The organism is Streptomyces sp. AK010 (assembly GCF_014207295.1).
In the GTDB taxonomy this organism is placed as follows: Bacteria; Actinomycetota; Actinomycetes; order Streptomycetales; family Streptomycetaceae; genus Streptomyces; species Streptomyces massasporeus.
The window spans coordinates 256128-272098 of record NZ_JACHCX010000005.1 but is presented as its reverse complement, the minus strand read 5'-3'; the positions used below and the strand labels follow the sequence as shown (position 1 = coordinate 272098).

The following is a 15971-nucleotide window of genomic DNA, read 5'->3' as shown; positions in this document are numbered from 1 at the left end:
CTCACGCCCCCGCCTTGGTGACGGCCGGTTCGTCGGTCAGCGTGGTCTGTTTGGGTACGTCGAGTTGGCCGGTCTCGTGGAATTCGAGCTGGCGCCGGCGGTTGGCGATGATGCCTTCGGGGCGGAAGCGCATCAGGAGGATGAGCGCGATGCCGAAGGCGAGGAGCGACTTGTCCTGGAGGAAGACCAGCTTCTCGGGGAGCAGGTAGAGCAGGGCCGCGCCGAGGAGCGGTCCGGCCACGGTGCCCATGCCGCCGAGGACGACCGCGGCCAGGAGGAACGCGGAGTTGGGCGGGGTGGAGCCGGCGAACTGGTACGGCGTGGGGACGACGCTGTAGGTGACGTGGGCGCTGACGGTGCCGGCGAGGCCGGCGAGGGCGGCGCCGAGGGCGAAGGCGACGAGCTTGACGCGGAAGCCGTTGATGCCCATGGCGGTGGCGGCGGTCTCGTCCTCGCGGATGGCGATCCAGGAGCGGCCGATGCGGGAGTCCGCCGCGCGCGTGTAGACAAGGACCACGATGGCCATGATGAGGACCATCAGCAGGTAGTAGTTGGCGAAGCGGCCGAGGGTGAAGCCGCCGATGTCGTGGGCCTGACCGAGGTTGAAGCCGAAGAGGTTCAGGTCCGGGATGGAGGGGATGCCGTTCGGGCCGTTGGTGACGTCGGGTCCGGAGTCGCCGTCCATGTTGTTGACGGCGATGCGGAAGATCTCTCCGAAGCCGAGGGTGACGATGGCGAGGTAGTCGCCGCGCAGTCGCAGGGTCGGGGCGCCGATGAGGACGCCGAAGACGAGGGATGCGGCGGCGCCGGCCAGGGCGGAGGCCCAGAAGGGCAGGTGGACGCCGGAGATGGTGGAGAACTCGGAGCCGGAGACGAGGGCGGCGGTGTAGGCGCCGACGCCGAGGAAGGCGACGTATCCGAGGTCGAGGAGTCCGGCGAGGCCGACGACGATGTTGAGGCCGAGGGCGACGGTCCCGAAGATCAGGATGTTGACGCCGATGTTGGCGTAGTGGTCGTCGGTCTGGGTGAAGGGGAAGGCGATGGCCGCGGCGAAGCCCATGGCGAGGGTGAAGCTGCGGTTGGCGGCGACGAGGGCCGAGAAGCGGTCCATGAGGCCGGCGGTGTGCACTGCCCACATGGCGAAGGTGACGACGAACAGGTAGCCGATGAAGAGTTCGCCGTACTCGGTGTCGATGCCGTAGGTGAAGACGCCGAGGCCGATGATGGTGACCACGGTGATGACGGCCCGCTGGATCCAGGGTGCGATGGCCTGGGCGGTGGGGATGCGGTCGGGCTTGGCGATGGAGGCCTTGAGGGCTTCCTTGATGCCGTGGGTGCCGGTGCGCTCCTGGGGGAGGGCGAAGGCGCCGAGGAGGGGCAGCAGGGAGGCGATGGCCGCGACCCAGCCGCCGGGCTCGAGGTTGACCACGCCGCCGAGGTTGGCGCTGATGGCGATGACGGTGAACCAGGTGACGGTGAAGCCGCCGAGTGCGGTGAGCACGAGGGGTGCGGTGTTGCGGGCGGGCAGCAGCCAGCCGAGGCCGCGGACGCCGTAGGAGGCGAGCGCGAAGAGGGCGGTGAGGACGCCGGCGGTGAAGGTCAGCCACTGCAGGCCACCGGGGTAGCCGTAGTAGGTGAGGTCGCCGGGGAATTCGGCGGTCCAGGTCCAGGCGAGGAACGCGGAGGCGGCGGTGGCGATGCCGCCGGCGAGCAGCAGGGCGCGGGCGGCCGCTGCGGGCAGCGGTATGAGACCGCGCAGTGCGGGCGTCGGGGTGGGGACGGCGTCCGGCACGGGGGTTTTGGTCGTCTCGGTCATGTCATCACGCCCTGTCCGCGACGCGCTCGCCGAGCAGGCCCTGTGGCCTGAAGAGGAGCACGAGGATGAGGAGGCAGAAGGCCCAGACGTTGGCCCAGCTCTGACCGCCGAGCTGCTGCATGCCCGGGATCTCGTCGATGTAGGCGGAGGCGAGGGTTTCGGCGATGCCGAGGACGACGCCGCCGAGCATGGCGCCGTAGATGTTGCCGATGCCGCCGAGGACGGCCGCCGTGAAGGCCTTGAGGCCCATGAGGAAGCCCATGCGGTAGTCGACGTTGCCGTACTTGAGTCCGTAGGCGACGGCCGCGACGGCGGCGAAGAAGCCGCCGATGGCGAAGGCGATGACGATGATGCGGTTGGTGTCGATGCCCATCAGCTGCGCGGTGTCGGGGTCCTGCGCGGTGGCCTGCATGGCGCGGCCGGTGCGGCTGCGGCGGACGAAGATCGCGAGGGCGGCCATGCAGAGGACGGCGGCGAGGATGAGGAAGATGTCGGCGTCCTTGATGGTGACGGAGCCGATGTCGTGGGTGGCGTCGAGGCCGGGGAAGGCACGGGCGCGGTCGGCGCCGGGGTAGAAGTTGCGCACGACCTCCTGGAGGGCCAGGGAGAGACCGATGGCCGTGATGAGCGGTGCCAGGCGTGGTGCTCCGCGCAGTGGTCGGTAGGCGAACCGTTCCGCTCCGACGGCGATGAGGATGGCCACGATGGCGCCGCCGAGGAGCATGAGGGGTACGGCGAGGGCCATCGAGGTGCCGTCGGGCAGGATGTAGAAGTAGACCGTGAGGGCGCCGAAGGCCCCGGTCATGAAGATCTCGCCGTGCGCGAAGTTGATGAGCTGGACGATGCCGTACACCATCGTGTAGCCGATGGCGATCAGCCCGTACATCGAGCCTAGGAGCAGCCCGTTGGCCAGCTGCTGCGGCAGGGTGTTCACCGCATGGCCTCCATGTCGCTGGTGGTCGTGTGCACTGGATGTGTGCGTGGTCGTGTGCTGTGTGGGGGTGTGGAAACGGGCCGCGCGGTCGGGGTCCCCTTCCGCGCGGCCCGGGGTGCGGCGTGTTGTGGCGGGCCGGACTACTGCAGGTCGGCGGTGCCGGTCTCCACGTCCTTCCAGGCACCCTTCTCGACCTGGTAGACCGTCAGCTGCTTGTTGGTGGTGTCGCCGTACTGGTCGAAGGAGATCTTGCCGGTGAGGCCTTCGAAGTCGGACTTCTGGACACCGTCGACGACCTTGGAGCGCAGGTCGTTGATGTCGGTGGGCACCTTGCCGCCGTTGGCGTCGGCCGCGGCCTTGACGGCCTTGATGATGGCGGTGGTGGCGTCGTAGGCGTAGGCGCCGTAGGCGCCGTAGTCGCCCTTGTAACCCTTGTCCTTGTACGTCTGGATGAACGTCTTGGCCGCGGGCAGGGTGTCGGCGGGGACGCCGATGGCGGTGGCGAGGTCGCCCTCGGAGGACTTGCCGGCGGCCTCGATGTAGGTGGAGGCGAACATGCCGTCGCCGCCGAACAGCGGGATCTTGACGCCGGCGTCCTTGAGCTGCTTGGTGATCAGCGCGGACTCGTCGTACTGGCCGCCGTAGTAGAGCAGGTCGGCGCCGGAGTTCTTGATCTTGGTGACGAGGGAGCCGAAGTCCTTGTCGCCGGTGTTGACGTGGTCGGTGCCGGCGATCTTGCCGCCGAGCTTCTTGTACTGCTCGGCGAAGATCTTCGCCAGGCCGGCGCCGTAGGTCTGCTTGTCGTCGACGACGAAGGCCTTCTTCTTCTTGAGGCCGTTGTACGCGTAGCCGGCGGCGAAGCTGCCCTGCAGCTCGTCGGTGGTGGCGGTGCGGAAGTACGTCTTGTAGGGACGCTTCTTGTCCGTCTGCCAGTTCTTGCCCTGGGTCAGCTCGGGGTTGGTGTTCGCCGGGGAGATCTGGACCATGTTGGCCGAGGCGAAGACCTGCTGCATCGTCTGGGCGACGCCGGAGTTCAGCGGGCCGACGGCGCCGACGGAGGTCTTGTCGCCGACGATGCTGGTGGCGTTGGACTGGCCGGTGGCGGGCTGCGCCTTGTCGTCCAGGGCCTTGAGCTTGAACTTCACGCCCGGGACCCAGTTGTTCTTGTTGGCGTCGTCGATGGCTATCTGGGCGCCGTACTGGATGCCGAGGCCGGTGGTCGAGTTCTCACCGGAGAGCGGGGCGTCGACGCCGATGGTCAGCGTCGTACCGCTCCCGTTGTCTCCGCCCTTGTCACCGCTGTCGTCTCGGGAACCGCAGGCGGTGAGAGTCAGAGCTCCGGTCGTGAGAACGGAGGTAAGAATCACCAAGGAACGCTGTCGCACAATCAGTCCTTTCACAGGCAGGCCCCGCCCTGGTCGGGGGGTGAGTGCCGCGCTGGTACCGAACTCCCGATGTGGAGCGGTGACTGGCCGTGACTCTAAGCCCGGGGTAAGGGCAGGGTCAGCGGCGCGGGCTCGCTTGTGACTTTCTTGTTATGACGGGGTGGATGTCCGGTCTCGGCCGAGGGCCCTCTCGGTGGGTTTGGTGGAGTTTCGCCGAGGTCCGCATTCTGAGAACCCGCACTTCCGGTTGGCCATGGCTGAGATCATGCGGTCCTCGGGCCGCATGCGGCCCGGAAGAGACCGGAAAGGTCCCGGGCGTAGGCGCGGCCGAAGATGAAACTGTGGCGTTGTATTGCGCGCGTGTTACGGAGCGTTACGTCGAGAAATGGGTGATCGACTTCCGCGGAGAGCGCCGAGCAGTCGGAAACGGTGATTTCCACGGTGATGCCGCGGGGTGTGCCCGCGGGCACGGTGAAGGCCGGGCCGGGGACGGCGCGGGCCGTGAGCCCCGGGTAGGAGGTGCCGGCGACCCGAAGGGTGACGGCGGGGCCGTGTTCGGCAGCGACGGCGATCCGGAACCGGCCTGTCCTTCCAGGTGAGTTGAGGGATCCGGCGCGGCCGAGGTGGTGCCAGGCGGTGACGGTCGCGGGCCAGGGGGTGGGGGCGGCCGCCGGGTCGTACGGCGGGGGGTGCCGGTCGGGCGCGAGGGCCTGGGGAAGTGTGAGGGTCGAGGCTGCGGCGACGGCGATCACCGCCGCCGCGACGACCGCCCTCCTCCGCCCGGGCGGGAGCCCGTTCCAACGGCCGGCGAGCCGGTCGCCAGGACGCGACGCGTCGGTGCCGACGACGTGTAACTGCGTTTCTCATCCGTCGAGTTGGCCGGTTCGTCGGTCGGTTCGACGGGGCGATGCCTCTCATGGGCGCAGCCTCATGGGGGCACGGCAGGGGAGGGGGGGTGGGGAAGGCGGCGGGGCGGGGTGCGGGGTGCCGGGTGCCGGGGTGGGGCGGGATGTCGGGGTGTGCTGAGGGGTGAGCCGGGCGTGGTGCCGGAGCAGACCCAGTCGACCCGGTCGGGGGTCGCGGGGTCGCCGTCGTCGTCCCAGGTGGCCACCAGCGCGCCGACCTCGGTGCGTTCGGGGGCGGGCGCGGCGTTGTAGGAGTTGATGGCGGAGGACGGCAGCGCGGTGGCGAGCACGGTGGCGCAGGCCGCCGCGGTGACGGAGAAGGCGCGTGGGGAGGTCAAGAGAAACCCTTCTGCGGGTGGGACGGGTCTTCTCCTGTGGGGGTGGCGCAAGTGAAAGGCCAGGGGGGCGGTCGCGACCAGAGCGCGCCCGCCCCTCCAGGGTTTTCCCTACGTCGGCTTGACCACCGGGGTCAGTTCGCGCCGCGGATGAGTTCCTCGTCGCCCGGCTTCACGTCCCGCAGGAGGCAGGTCAGCCGGGCCGTGCAGACCCTTTTGTCGTTTTCATCCGTGATGACGATTTCGTATGTGGCGGTCGACCGCCCCCGGTGCACGGGCGTGGCCACGCCCGTGACCAGTCCGGAGCGCGCCCCTCGGTGGTGGGTGCAGTTCAGGTCGACACCCACGGCGATCTTGGAGCTGCCACCGTGCAGCATCGACCCGATCGAGCCGAGGGTCTCGGCCAGTACCGCGGAGGCCCCGCCGTGCAGCAGCCCGTAGGGCTGGGTGTTGCCCTCCACCGGCATCGTGCCGACGACCCGGTCCGCCGACGCCTCGGAGATCTGGACGCCCATCCGGTTCCCGAGGTGGCCCGCGGAGAACAGGGCCAGGAGGTCGACGCCGAGCGCGGCGTACTCGTCGATGACCTCTTGCGGGAACTTCACATGCTGCTGCTCACCCATCGGGCCCGGCTCCGTTCGTCCTCGTCACTCGGCTGCCTGTGTCGCTGAGCAAACGCTCAGTCGGTCGCCGATTGTTCCAGACGCACCACCACGGACTTGCTGGCCGGGGTGTTGCTGGTGTCCGCCGTGGCGTCCAGCGGCACCAGCACGTTGGTCTCCGGGTAGTACGCGGCGGCGCAGCCCCGGGCCGTCGGGTAGTGCACGACGCGGAAACCGGGGGCCCGGCGCTCCACGCCGTCCTTCCACTCGCCGACCAGGTCGACGTACGCGCCGTCCGCCAGCTTCAGGGCCCGCGCGTCCTCGGGGTGGACCAGCACCACCCGGCGGCCGTTCCTGATGCCCCGGTAGCGGTCGTCGAGGCCGTAGATCGTGGTGTTGTACTGGTCGTGCGAGCGCAGCGTCTGCAGCAGCAGGCGGCCCTCGGGCAGCTCCGGGTACTCCACGGGCGCGGCCGTGAAGTTGGCCTTGCCGGTGGCCGTGGGGAAGCGGCGCTCGTCGCGCGGGGCGTGAGGGAGGGCGAAGCCGCCGGGGCGGGCCACGCGCGCGTTGAAGTCCTCGAAGCCGGGGATCACGCGCGCGATGCGGTCCCGGATCGTCGCGTAGTCCTTCTCGAACTCCTCCCACGGCGTGCGGCTGTCCTCGCCGAGCACGCGGCGGGCGAGCCGGCTGACGATGGCCGGTTCCGACAGCAGGTGCCGGCTCGCGGGCTCCAGGCGGCCCCGGGAGGCGTGCACCATGCCCATCGAGTCCTCGACGGTCACGAACTGCTCGCCGCTGCTCTGCAGATCGCGTTCGGTGCGCCCGAGGGTCGGAAGGATCAGGGCACGCGCGCCGGTGACCGCGTGCGAGCGGTTCAGCTTCGTCGACACGTGCACGGTCAGCCGGGCCCGCCGCATGGCCGCCTCGGTGACGTCCGTGTCGGGGGACGCCGCCACGAAGTTGCCGCCCATGGCGAAGAAGACCTTCGCCTCGCCGTCGCGCAGGGCGCGGATGGCGCGTACGACGTCATAGCCGTGCTCGCGCGGGGGTGCGAAGCCGAACTCCCTCTCCAGGGCGTCCAGGAACGCCGGGGCGGGCCGCTCGAAGATGCCCATCGTGCGGTCGCCCTGCACGTTCGAGTGCCCGCGCACCGGGCACACGCCCGCGCCCGGACGGCCGATGTTGCCGCGCAGCAGGAGGAAGTTGACGACCTCCCGGATCGTGGGGACCGAGTGCTTGTGCTGCGTGAGGCCCATCGCCCAGCACACGATGGTGCGCTTCGAGGCCAGGACCATACGGAGGGCCTTGTCGATGTCCTCCTCGGTCAGGCCGGTCGCCGTGAGCGTCTCGTCCCGGTCGGCGGCGCGGGCGGCCTCGGTGAACTCCTCGTAGCCGTGCGTGTGCTCCCGCACGAACGCCTCGTCGACCGCGCCGTCCGTCTCCAGGATCAGCTTGTTCAACAGGCGGAACAGGGCCTGGTCGCCGCCGATGCGGATCTGCAGGAACAGGTCGGTGAGCGCGGCGCCCTTGACCATGCCCTGCGCGGTCTGCGGGTTCTTGAAACGCTCCAGACCCGCCTCCGGCAGCGGGTTGACACTGATGATCTTCGCGCCGTTGGCCTTGGCCTTCTCCAGCGCGGACAGCATGCGCGGGTGGTTCGTCCCCGGGTTCTGCCCGGCGACGATGATCAGGTCGGCCTTGTGGAGGTCCTCCAGCAGGACACTGCCCTTGCCGATGCCGATCGTCTCCGACAGGGCCGATCCGGACGACTCGTGACACATGTTCGAGCAGTCCGGCAGGTTGTTCGTGCCGAGCTCGCGGGCGAACAGCTGGTAGAGGAACGCGGCCTCGTTGCTCGTGCGGCCGGAGGTGTAGAACAGCGCCTCGTCCGGGGACGCGAGCGCGGCGATCTCCTCGGCGATGATGTCGAAGGCGCGCTCCCAGGTGACCGGCTCGTAGTGCGAGCCGCCCTCGGGCAGGTACATGGGGTGGGTGAGCCGGCCCTGCTGCCCCAGCCAGTAGCCGCTGCGGCCGGCCAGGTCGGTGACCGGGTGCGCGGCGAAGAACCCGGGCGTGACCCGGCGCAGGGTGGCCTCCTCGGCCACGGCCTTCGCGCCGTTCTCGCAGAACTCCGCCTTGTGCCGGTGCTCCGGCTCGGGCCAGGCGCAGCCCGGGCAGTCGAAGCCGTCCTTCTGGTTCACGCTGAGCAGCGTCAGCGCGGTGCGCTTCACGCCCATCTGCTGATGGGCGATCCGCAGAGTGTGTCCGATGGCCGGGAGTCCCGCGGCCGCGTGCTTCGGCCCGGCGACCTGCGGCGCGTCCTGGACCGGATCGCTCTTGGGCGGCTTCGACGCCATCGCACACTCCCCTTCGACTGCGCTGTGAGGTAGGAGTCCGATCCTCGCACGCGGCGCTGACAGCGGTTGCGGTCGGGCTGGGAGGCGGCGACGGCGGGTGAGCGGGGTCTCGGCGGGGCCGTGGTCGGGCTGGGAGGCGGCGACGGCGGTGTGAGCGGGGTCTCGGCGGGGCCGTGGTCGGGCTGGGAGGCGCCGACGGTGGGTGAGCGGGGTCTCGGCGGGGCCGTGGTCGGGCTGGGAGGCGGCGACGGTGGGTGAGCGGGGTCTCGGCGGGGCCTCGGTCGGGCTGGGAGGCGCCGACGGCGGTGTGAGCGGGGTCCCCGTGGGGTGCGCCCGGGCCCGGCACCCGCGGGGGCGGGGCCGCGTGTCAGTGGGGCGTGGCAGGATCGGGGGCGTGGCAGAGACAGCATCGAAGACGACCGACCAGACCTCCGGCGGCAGCCGGCCGCGACTGATGCTCATGGACGGGCACTCGCTGGCCTACCGCGCGTTCTTCGCGCTGCCCGCGGAGAACTTCACCACCGCGACGGGCCAGCCGACGAACGCGATCTACGGCTTCGCGTCGATGCTCGCCAACACGCTGCGCGACGAGGCGCCCACGCACTTCGCGGTCGCGTTCGACGTCTCCCGCAAGACCTGGCGGTCCCAGGAGTTCACGGAGTACAAGGCGAACCGCTCCAAGACCCCGGACGAGTTCAAGGGCCAGGTCGAGCTGATCGGCGAGCTCCTGGACGCGATGGGAGCCCAGCGCTTCGCGGTGGACGGCTTCGAGGCGGACGACGTCATCGCCACGCTCGCCACCCAGGCCGAGGCCGAGGGCTTCGAGGTGCTGATCGTCACCGGCGACCGCGACTCCTTCCAGCTGGTCAGCGAGCACACGACGGTGCTGTACCCGACCAAGGGCGTCTCCGAGCTCACCCGCTTCACCCCGGAGAAGGTATTCGAGAAGTACGGGTTGACGCCCGCGCAGTACCCCGACTTCGCGGCCCTGCGCGGCGACCCCTCCGACAACCTCCCCGGCATCCCCGGCGTCGGCGAGAAGACCGCCGCGAAGTGGATCAACCAGTTCGGCTCGTTCGCCGAGCTCGTCGAGCGGGTCGAGGAGGTCAAGGGCAAGGCCGGCCAGAACCTCCGCGACCACCTGGAGTCCGTCAAGCTCAACCGCCGGCTCACCGAGCTGGAGCGCCGCGTCGAGCTGCCCAAGGGCGTCACGGAGCTGGAGCGCGCGGCCTACGACCGCAAGGCCGTCGCGATGATCCTGGACACCCTGGAGATCCGTAACCCGTCGCTGCGCGAGCGGCTCTTCGCCGTCGACCCGGGCGCCGAGGAGGCCGAGACCACCCCGGTCAGCTCCGAGGGCGTGGAGCTGGACGGCACGGTGCTCGGCACCGGCGAGCTGTCCGCATGGCTCACCGAGCACGGCACGCAGCCCCTCGGCATCGCCACGGTCGGCACCTGGGCGCTCGGCACCGGCTCGGTCGCCGAGGTCGCCCTCGCCGCGCCCGAGGGCCCCGCCGCCTGGTTCGACCCCTCCGAGCTCGACGAGGCCGACGAGCGGGCCTTCGCGGCCTGGCTCGCCGACGCCGAACGGCCCAAGGTCCTCCACAACGCCAAGGGCGCCATGCGCGTCCTCGCCGAGCACGGCTGGAGCGTCGAGGGCGTGCGCATGGACACCGCGCTCGCCGCCTACCTGGTCAAGCCGGGCCGCCGCTCCTTCGACCTGGACGCGCTGTCCCTGGAGTACCTGCACCGCGAGCTGACGCCTGCCGCCGCGGCCGACGGCCAGCTCGCCTTCGGGGCGGACGACGGAGCCGAGGCCGAGGCCCTGATGATCCAGGCCCGTGCCGTCCTCGACCTGGGCCAGGCCTTCGAGGGCCGCCTGGAGGAGGTCGGCGCCGCCGACCTGCTGCGTGACATGGAGCTGCCCACGTCCGCGCTGCTCGCCCGCATGGAGCGGCACGGCATCGCGGCGGACCGGTCCCACCTGGAGGCCATGGAGCAGATGTTCGCCGGCGCGGTCCAGCAGGCGGTCAAGGAGGCCCATGCGGCGGCCGGGCACGAGTTCAACCTGGGCTCGCCCAAGCAGCTCCAGGAGGTCCTCTTCGGCGAGCTGGCCCTGCCCAAGACCAAGCGGACCAAGACCGGCTACACCACCGACGCCGACGCCCTGGCCTGGCTCGCCGGCCAGACGGACAACGAGCTTCCGGTGATCATGCTCCGTCACCGCGAGCAGGCCAAGCTCCGCGTCACCGTCGAGGGCCTGATCAAGACCATCGCCGCGGACGGCCGCATCCACACCACCTTCAACCAGACGGTCGCCGCCACCGGCCGCTTGTCCTCGACCGACCCGAATCTGCAGAACATCCCGGTTCGCACCGACGAGGGCCGCGCCATCCGCCGCGGCTTCGTCGTCGGCGAGGGCTTCGAGTCGCTGATGACAGCCGACTACAGCCAGATCGAGCTGCGCGTGATGGCGCACCTCTCCGAGGACGAGGGCCTGATCGAGGCCTTCACCTCGGGCGAGGACCTGCACACCACGGCCGCCTCCCAGGTCTTCGCGGTCGAGCCGACCGCGGTGGACGCCGAGATGCGCCGCAAGATCAAGGCCATGTCGTACGGCCTGGCCTACGGCCTGTCCGCCTTCGGCCTCTCCCAGCAGCTGAACATCGAGGCGGCGGAGGCCCGCGCCCTGATGGACGCGTACTTCGAGCGGTTCGGCGGCGTACGGGACTATCTGCGCCGGGCGGTCGACGAGGCCCGGGCCACGGGCTACACGGCGACGCTCTTCGGACGCCGCCGCTACCTCCCCGACCTCAACAGCGACAACCGCCAGCGCCGCGAGGCCGCCGAGCGGATGGCCCTCAACGCGCCCATCCAGGGCACCGCGGCCGACATCGTCAAGATCGCCATGCTCAAGGTCGACGACGCTCTGAAGGAGGCGGGCCTCGCCTCCCGCATGCTCCTCCAGGTCCATGACGAGATCGTGCTGGAGATCGCCCCCGGGGAGCGGTCCGCCGCCGAGGAACTGGTCCGCCGCGAGATGGCGAACGCCGTCCACCTCCGCGTCCCGCTGGGCGTCTCGGTGGGCGCGGGCCCGGACTGGGAGTCGGCGGCGCACTAGCCCGCCGGGGGCCGCCGGGCGGATCGGGTGCGGTGGCCCGGGTGGGCGGGGGCCCGTGGCCCGGGTCCCGTGCCAACAGGGGGGCGCCAGGGTCCGCAGGGCCGACCTGGGGAGACCGTTGCAGCCCGGGTTCCGGCTCTGCCAGGCCGCCGGGGTTCCGCTTCGGCCGGACCCTGCGGCTCGCCCGAGCCGGAGGTGTCGGGGGTCCCCGCCTTGGCCTGGGGTGCCGAGGTTGCGCCCGGGCCCGGGGGCGTCGGCCCGCCTGAGATGGGGCGCGGGAGTCTTGCCTGAGCCGGGCCCCGGCTCGCCTGAGCCGGAGGTGTCGGGGGTCCCCGCCTTGGCCTGGGGTGCCGAGGTTGCGCCCGGGCCCGGGGGCGTCGGCTCGCCTGAGATGGGGCGTGGGAGTCTTGCCTGAGCCGGGCCCCGGTTCGCCTGAGCCGGAGGTGTCGGGGGTCCCCGCCTTGGCCTGGGGTGCCGAGGTTGCGCCCGGGCCCGGGGGCGTCGGCCCGCCTGAGATGGGGCGTGGGAGTCTTGCCTGAGCCGGGCCCCGGTTCGCCCCGGTCACTTGCGCCGCTCCGGTCACCCGCCCCGCCCCGGCCGGCCCTCCAAGGGCCCGGGCGCTTGCGGCCTGGTCCCGGCCACCGGGCCGCCGCCCTCACTGATCCGTCACTCGCGTGGACCCCGAGAAGGCGCCTCCGCCCCCCGCGCTCGCAAAGATGCGGGGCATGGGTATACGCACGCTCCTCAGCCGCACGGCATCAGGCGTGGCATTGCCGCCGGGACCGGCGTTCGAGGCCGCCGCGAGTACGGTTCGCGTCCCCGTCACTTTCACCTCGGCTCTGCGCCACGCGACGGCGGACCTCCGGCAACACCTGGTCACCCGCGGACGGCGCCCCACCGGCTCCGCCGACACCGGCGCCCTGACCGCCGCGACGGCTCTTCCGGGCGCGGACGACCTGAGCACCGCTTCTGCCCTCGCCGGCACCGAAGCGCTGGCCGCCCTCACCGGTCTCGCGGACACCGATGCCCTGTCCGCGCTGACGGGTCTCGCCGACACGGAAGCTCTCGCTGCCCTCACCGGCCTCACCGGCCTCACCGGCCTCACCGGCCTCACCGGCACCGACGCTCTGGCCGTCCTCGCCGGTGTCATCGGCGAGGACGGCACGCTGACCGTTGCCGATCTGGCCGCCGTCACCGGCAACGTCCCCGCCGGGGCCCGGCCCCCCTGCAGCCCCGAACCCCCGGGCAAACCCTCCCGCCCCTGGGCCCGACTGGCCCGCGGCTACCTGGCCCTCGTCCTCACCCTGCTCCCGCGCCCCCGCCCCGCGCACACCACCATCACCGTGTACATCACGACGACCGACAGCGTCCTCAGCGAGCGGCCGGGCGGCTCGGCTCCGTCTCGGCGACAGGGGCAGGACCGGCGGGGACCGGAACCGGACGCAGCACCCTGACCCCCACGGCGTACAGCAGCAGCGCCGGGCCGAGTCCCGCGCCCGCACCGAAGCACACCGTCGGAATGATCTCCCAGGGCTTCGCGGCCGAGCCCCAGTACGCCCACCACCGCCACGCCCGCTGCACCACGCCCGCCAGCGCGAAGCCGCCGACGACGGCAGCGGCCGCCCAGCGGTCCCGTGCCGCCAGCACGGGAACACCCACCGGCTCGCACACCGGCGCCCGCCGCAGCGCGCGCGCCACGAACACGGCGATCACGACAGCGGCCACCGCCGAACCCCCGTACTGCAGGTACCAGTACAGCGGTGAGCCGGCCACCTCCCGGCCCAGCACCGGAAACACCCGCATGCCCCACCGGTCGAGATGCGTGAACGCGTCCCACACCACATGGGTCAGCGCCCCGAGTGCCGCGGACGCGTACCACCGCGCCACCAGCGACGGCCGCACCCGCGCGCGGGGCGCCCCGCACCGCAGCAGGACCGCCACCCGCCCCTGCCGGGCCCGCGGCAGCAACGCGACGAGCGGCTCACGCATCAGCAGCCACAACCCCACCAGCGTCCAGGCGATGAGCACATCGACCGTGAAGACGCCCGGCACCGAGTGCGTGATGTCGCCGAACTCCATCGCCCCGGACAGCGCACTCGCCGCGTAGTAGGTCATGTCGGGCGCGAAGGACCCCGCCACGAGCACCGCGGGCACCAGCGTGCCCCGGGCGGTGCCGTCGGTGCGGACGGCGGGCAGTACGGCTGCCGCATGGCTCAGCGTGAACGGCAACTCGACTCCTCGCGACGGTCGTTGCGCCGGGCGGGGAGGCCCGGCGGTCAGTCGCCCAGTATGCGGGATGCCACCAGGTCGACGGCGTCACCAGCGGACATGACCAACTGGTGAAAAACGGTCACGAACGGGTGCCCGTGCAAAGGAAGTTGTCGTAGGGTCGCCAGAGTCGCCGCGCGGGGAGCGCGTCGAACACGTGACCGCGGTAAAGAGCAGAGCGCGCAAGTGAACAGAGTTGTGACCGTCGGAGGGCAACCCCTCGGGCGGTTGGATCGTCACAACAGGGCGAACACTGCAGACGTAGACCGGACGCTCGGGCGTCCACGGGAGGGGTTCACTCTATGGCGGCGCAATTCGGCAGGAGGCTGCGCAAGGGGGCGGCGACCACCGCCGTGGCCGCGGTAGCGGTCGCGGCCCTGTCCGCCTCCCAGGCTCCGGGCGTGAACGACCACGGCAGACAGACCGCTGCCGACGCCACCCCGTCCCCCGAAGCGAGTGCCTCCGACGGCAGCGCCACCGGCAATTCGCCGTACTACACGGACCTGCCCCCGCTCAAGAGCCCGAACCCGTCGCCGCCCACGGGCCCCGCCCCCGGCGGCACGGGCACCACGGAGTCCGGCATCCCCGCGACCGTCCTCGACGCCTACAAGAAGGCCGAGACCGCGCTGCGCGAGGCCAAGCCCGGCTGCAACCTGCCCTGGCAACTCCTCGCGGCCATCGGCCGGGTGGAGTCGGGACAGGCCCGTGGCGGCCGCGTCGACGCCGACGGCACCACCATCAAGAAGATCCTGGGCCCGCAGCTCGACGGCAACGGCTTCGCCCTCATCAAGGACACCGACGACGGGGCGTACGACGGCAACAGCTCGTACGACCAGGCCGTCGGCCCCATGCAGTTCATCCCCTCCACCTGGGCCTGGGCCGGCCGCGACGGCAACGACGACGGCAAGAAGGACCCCAACAACATCTACGACGCCGCGCTCGCCGCCGGCCACTACCTGTGCCGCAACAACTGGGACCTGTCCCAGCAGGGCGACCTCGACCGGGCGATCCTCAGCTACAACAACTCGCGGGACTACCTGAACCTCGTCATGAGGTGGCTGGAGTACTACCGCAAGGGCACGCACGAGGTCCCGGACGGCACCGGCACGCTCCCCGACAACCGCAGCGACGACGGCGCGGGCGCGAGCCCGACACCCACCGTCCCGGGTGCGACGAACCCGGCCGGCTCGACGCCCAAGCCCGGCCCCAAGCCCGAGAAGCCCGACACGCCCCAGAAGCCCGGCGGTGGCGGCACGACGACCCCGAAGCCGCCCACCACACCGCCCGGCACCCCGTCCGCGCCGCCCACCACGCCTCCCACCCCCACCGACACGGTGGACCACCTGGAGGACGCCGGAACCGCGAAGCTCACCGCCATGGCCGGCGACGCGTTCGGCCGGCGGATCAGCACCCGCGCCGAGACGGAGGCCGGCAAGGCCGTCGCCAAGGTCAGGGTCCGCTTCACGATCGTCGGCGACACGGACACCACCTTCACTGGCGGCGAGGACGTGGCCACGGTCGCCACCAACAGCTCCGGCGTGGCCGTGGCGCCCGCCCTGCAGGCGGGGGAGAAGACCGGGACCGTCACCGTCCGCGCCACTGTGGTGGGCCGTGCCGTCCCGGGCCTCGACTACAAGGCCACCGTCACCGAGCGCGCCGCCGACGCCCTCGCCCGCACCGGTGACGCCGCGCTGACCTGCGCCCCGGGCGGCACGTTCGTGAACCAGGTCGAGGTGAAGGCCACGTACAAGGGCGCCGTCGCCGGCGGTGTCGCCGCCACAGCCACGCTGATCAAGTCGGCGGACGACCCGACCGTCACCGACAAGGGCCCCTACTTCAAGGACACCGACGGCAAGACCGTCCGGACCCTCACGGGCCTCAAGACGGACACCGAGGGCCTGCTGAAGCTGCCCAAGCTGTACGCGGACGACACGACCGGCACCTTCCTGCTCCGTGTCACCACGGCAGGCGGCGCGACACTCACCGTCGAACTGACCGTCGCGGCGGCCGAGACGTCCTCGCCGAGCCCGTCGGCCAGCCCGAGCGCGTAGCTCTCAGGTACGACAGGCGACGCCCCTCTTAGGGGTCCTTTCACTATGCCCGTCCGGGTCGCGCGGCCTGGCACCGCACCTCGCCGCGTTGCCGAAAAGCCCTCGTAGCGGAGCTACTAGGGCTTCCCGGCGCCTTGCGACGCACGGCACCAGACCACGCGCCCTGATCGGACGCTCATAGTGAAAGGACCCCTTAT

At 71.4% G+C, this 15971-nt stretch carries 11 protein-coding genes; 3 read left to right on the top strand and 8 right to left on the bottom strand.

The features are described from left to right. Window position 1: 1 nt before the first annotated feature. The 7 genes from HDC93_RS12370 to HDC93_RS12340 form a co-directional block, all read right to left on the bottom strand. The gene (locus HDC93_RS12370; RefSeq protein WP_185010046.1) at window positions 2-1816 is read right to left on the bottom strand and encodes a branched-chain amino acid ABC transporter permease; all 1815 of its coding nucleotides are present in this window, start codon (window positions 1814-1816) and stop codon (window positions 2-4) included. A 4-nt stretch (window positions 1817-1820) separates the two neighbouring features. Then, window positions 1821-2750 (bottom strand): branched-chain amino acid ABC transporter permease, encoded by a 930-nt coding sequence (locus HDC93_RS12365; RefSeq protein ID WP_185010045.1) that lies wholly within the window; start codon window positions 2748-2750, stop codon window positions 1821-1823. A gap of 140 nt (window positions 2751-2890) precedes the next feature. Then, window positions 2891-4120 (bottom strand): branched-chain amino acid ABC transporter substrate-binding protein, encoded by a 1230-nt coding sequence (locus tag HDC93_RS12360; RefSeq protein WP_185010402.1) that lies wholly within the window; start codon window positions 4118-4120, stop codon window positions 2891-2893. 278 nt (window positions 4121-4398) lie between these two features. After that, window positions 4399-4887, bottom strand: coding sequence for a hypothetical protein (locus HDC93_RS12355; RefSeq protein WP_185010044.1), 489 nt, complete (start codon window positions 4885-4887; stop codon window positions 4399-4401). A gap of 176 nt (window positions 4888-5063) precedes the next feature. Beyond that, a complete protein-coding gene (locus tag HDC93_RS38320) occupies window positions 5064-5378 on the bottom strand; it encodes a hypothetical protein (RefSeq protein ID WP_260419533.1) in 315 nt (104 codons plus the stop codon). Window positions 5379-5509: 131 nt separating this feature from the next. Beyond that, the gene (locus HDC93_RS12345; RefSeq protein WP_185010043.1) at window positions 5510-5998 is read right to left on the bottom strand and encodes a PaaI family thioesterase; all 489 of its coding nucleotides are present in this window, start codon (window positions 5996-5998) and stop codon (window positions 5510-5512) included. Window positions 5999-6054: 56 nt separating this feature from the next. After that, window positions 6055-8334: an FdhF/YdeP family oxidoreductase gene (locus HDC93_RS12340; RefSeq protein WP_185010042.1), complete on the bottom strand. Its 2280-nt coding sequence runs from the start codon at window positions 8332-8334 to the stop codon at window positions 6055-6057. 394 nt (window positions 8335-8728) lie between these two features. Here HDC93_RS12340 and polA point away from each other — a divergent pair, with 394 nt between their 5' ends. Continuing rightward, window positions 8729-11455, top strand: a complete 2727-nt coding sequence (gene polA / locus HDC93_RS12335; RefSeq protein WP_185010041.1) for a DNA polymerase I — start codon at window positions 8729-8731, stop codon at window positions 11453-11455. A 725-nt stretch (window positions 11456-12180) separates the two neighbouring features. Beyond that, window positions 12181-12909 carry a hypothetical protein gene (locus tag HDC93_RS39305; protein ID WP_185010040.1) on the top strand — a complete coding sequence of 243 codons (729 nt, stop codon included), beginning with the start codon at window positions 12181-12183 and terminating at the stop codon, window positions 12907-12909. Here HDC93_RS39305 and HDC93_RS12325 read toward each other — a convergent pair. Next, complete coding sequence (locus HDC93_RS12325) at window positions 12827-13684, bottom strand: DUF4184 family protein (protein WP_185010039.1); 858 nt, start codon at window positions 13682-13684, stop codon at window positions 12827-12829. The genes HDC93_RS39305 and HDC93_RS12325 overlap by 83 nt on opposite strands. A 341-nt stretch (window positions 13685-14025) precedes the next feature. Here HDC93_RS12325 and HDC93_RS12320 point away from each other — a divergent pair, with 341 nt between their 5' ends. Further along, window positions 14026-15774, top strand: coding sequence for a lytic transglycosylase domain-containing protein (locus tag HDC93_RS12320; protein ID WP_185010038.1), 1749 nt, complete (start codon window positions 14026-14028; stop codon window positions 15772-15774). Window positions 15775-15971: the final 197 nt, after the last annotated feature.

Coding starts and splice junctions, on each gene's coding strand:
- HDC93_RS12370 (WP_185010046.1), bottom strand. CDS start 1,816: ATGACCGAGACGACCAAAACCCCCGTGCCGGACGCCGTCCCCACCCCG.
- HDC93_RS12345 (WP_185010043.1), bottom strand. CDS start 5,998: ATGGGTGAGCAGCAGCATGTGAAGTTCCCGCAAGAGGTCATCGACGAG.
- HDC93_RS12340 (WP_185010042.1), bottom strand. CDS start 8,334: ATGGCGTCGAAGCCGCCCAAGAGCGATCCGGTCCAGGACGCGCCGCAG.
- HDC93_RS39305 (WP_185010040.1), top strand. CDS start 12,181: ATGGGTATACGCACGCTCCTCAGCCGCACGGCATCAGGCGTGGCATTG.
- HDC93_RS12320 (WP_185010038.1), top strand. CDS start 14,026: ATGGCGGCGCAATTCGGCAGGAGGCTGCGCAAGGGGGCGGCGACCACC.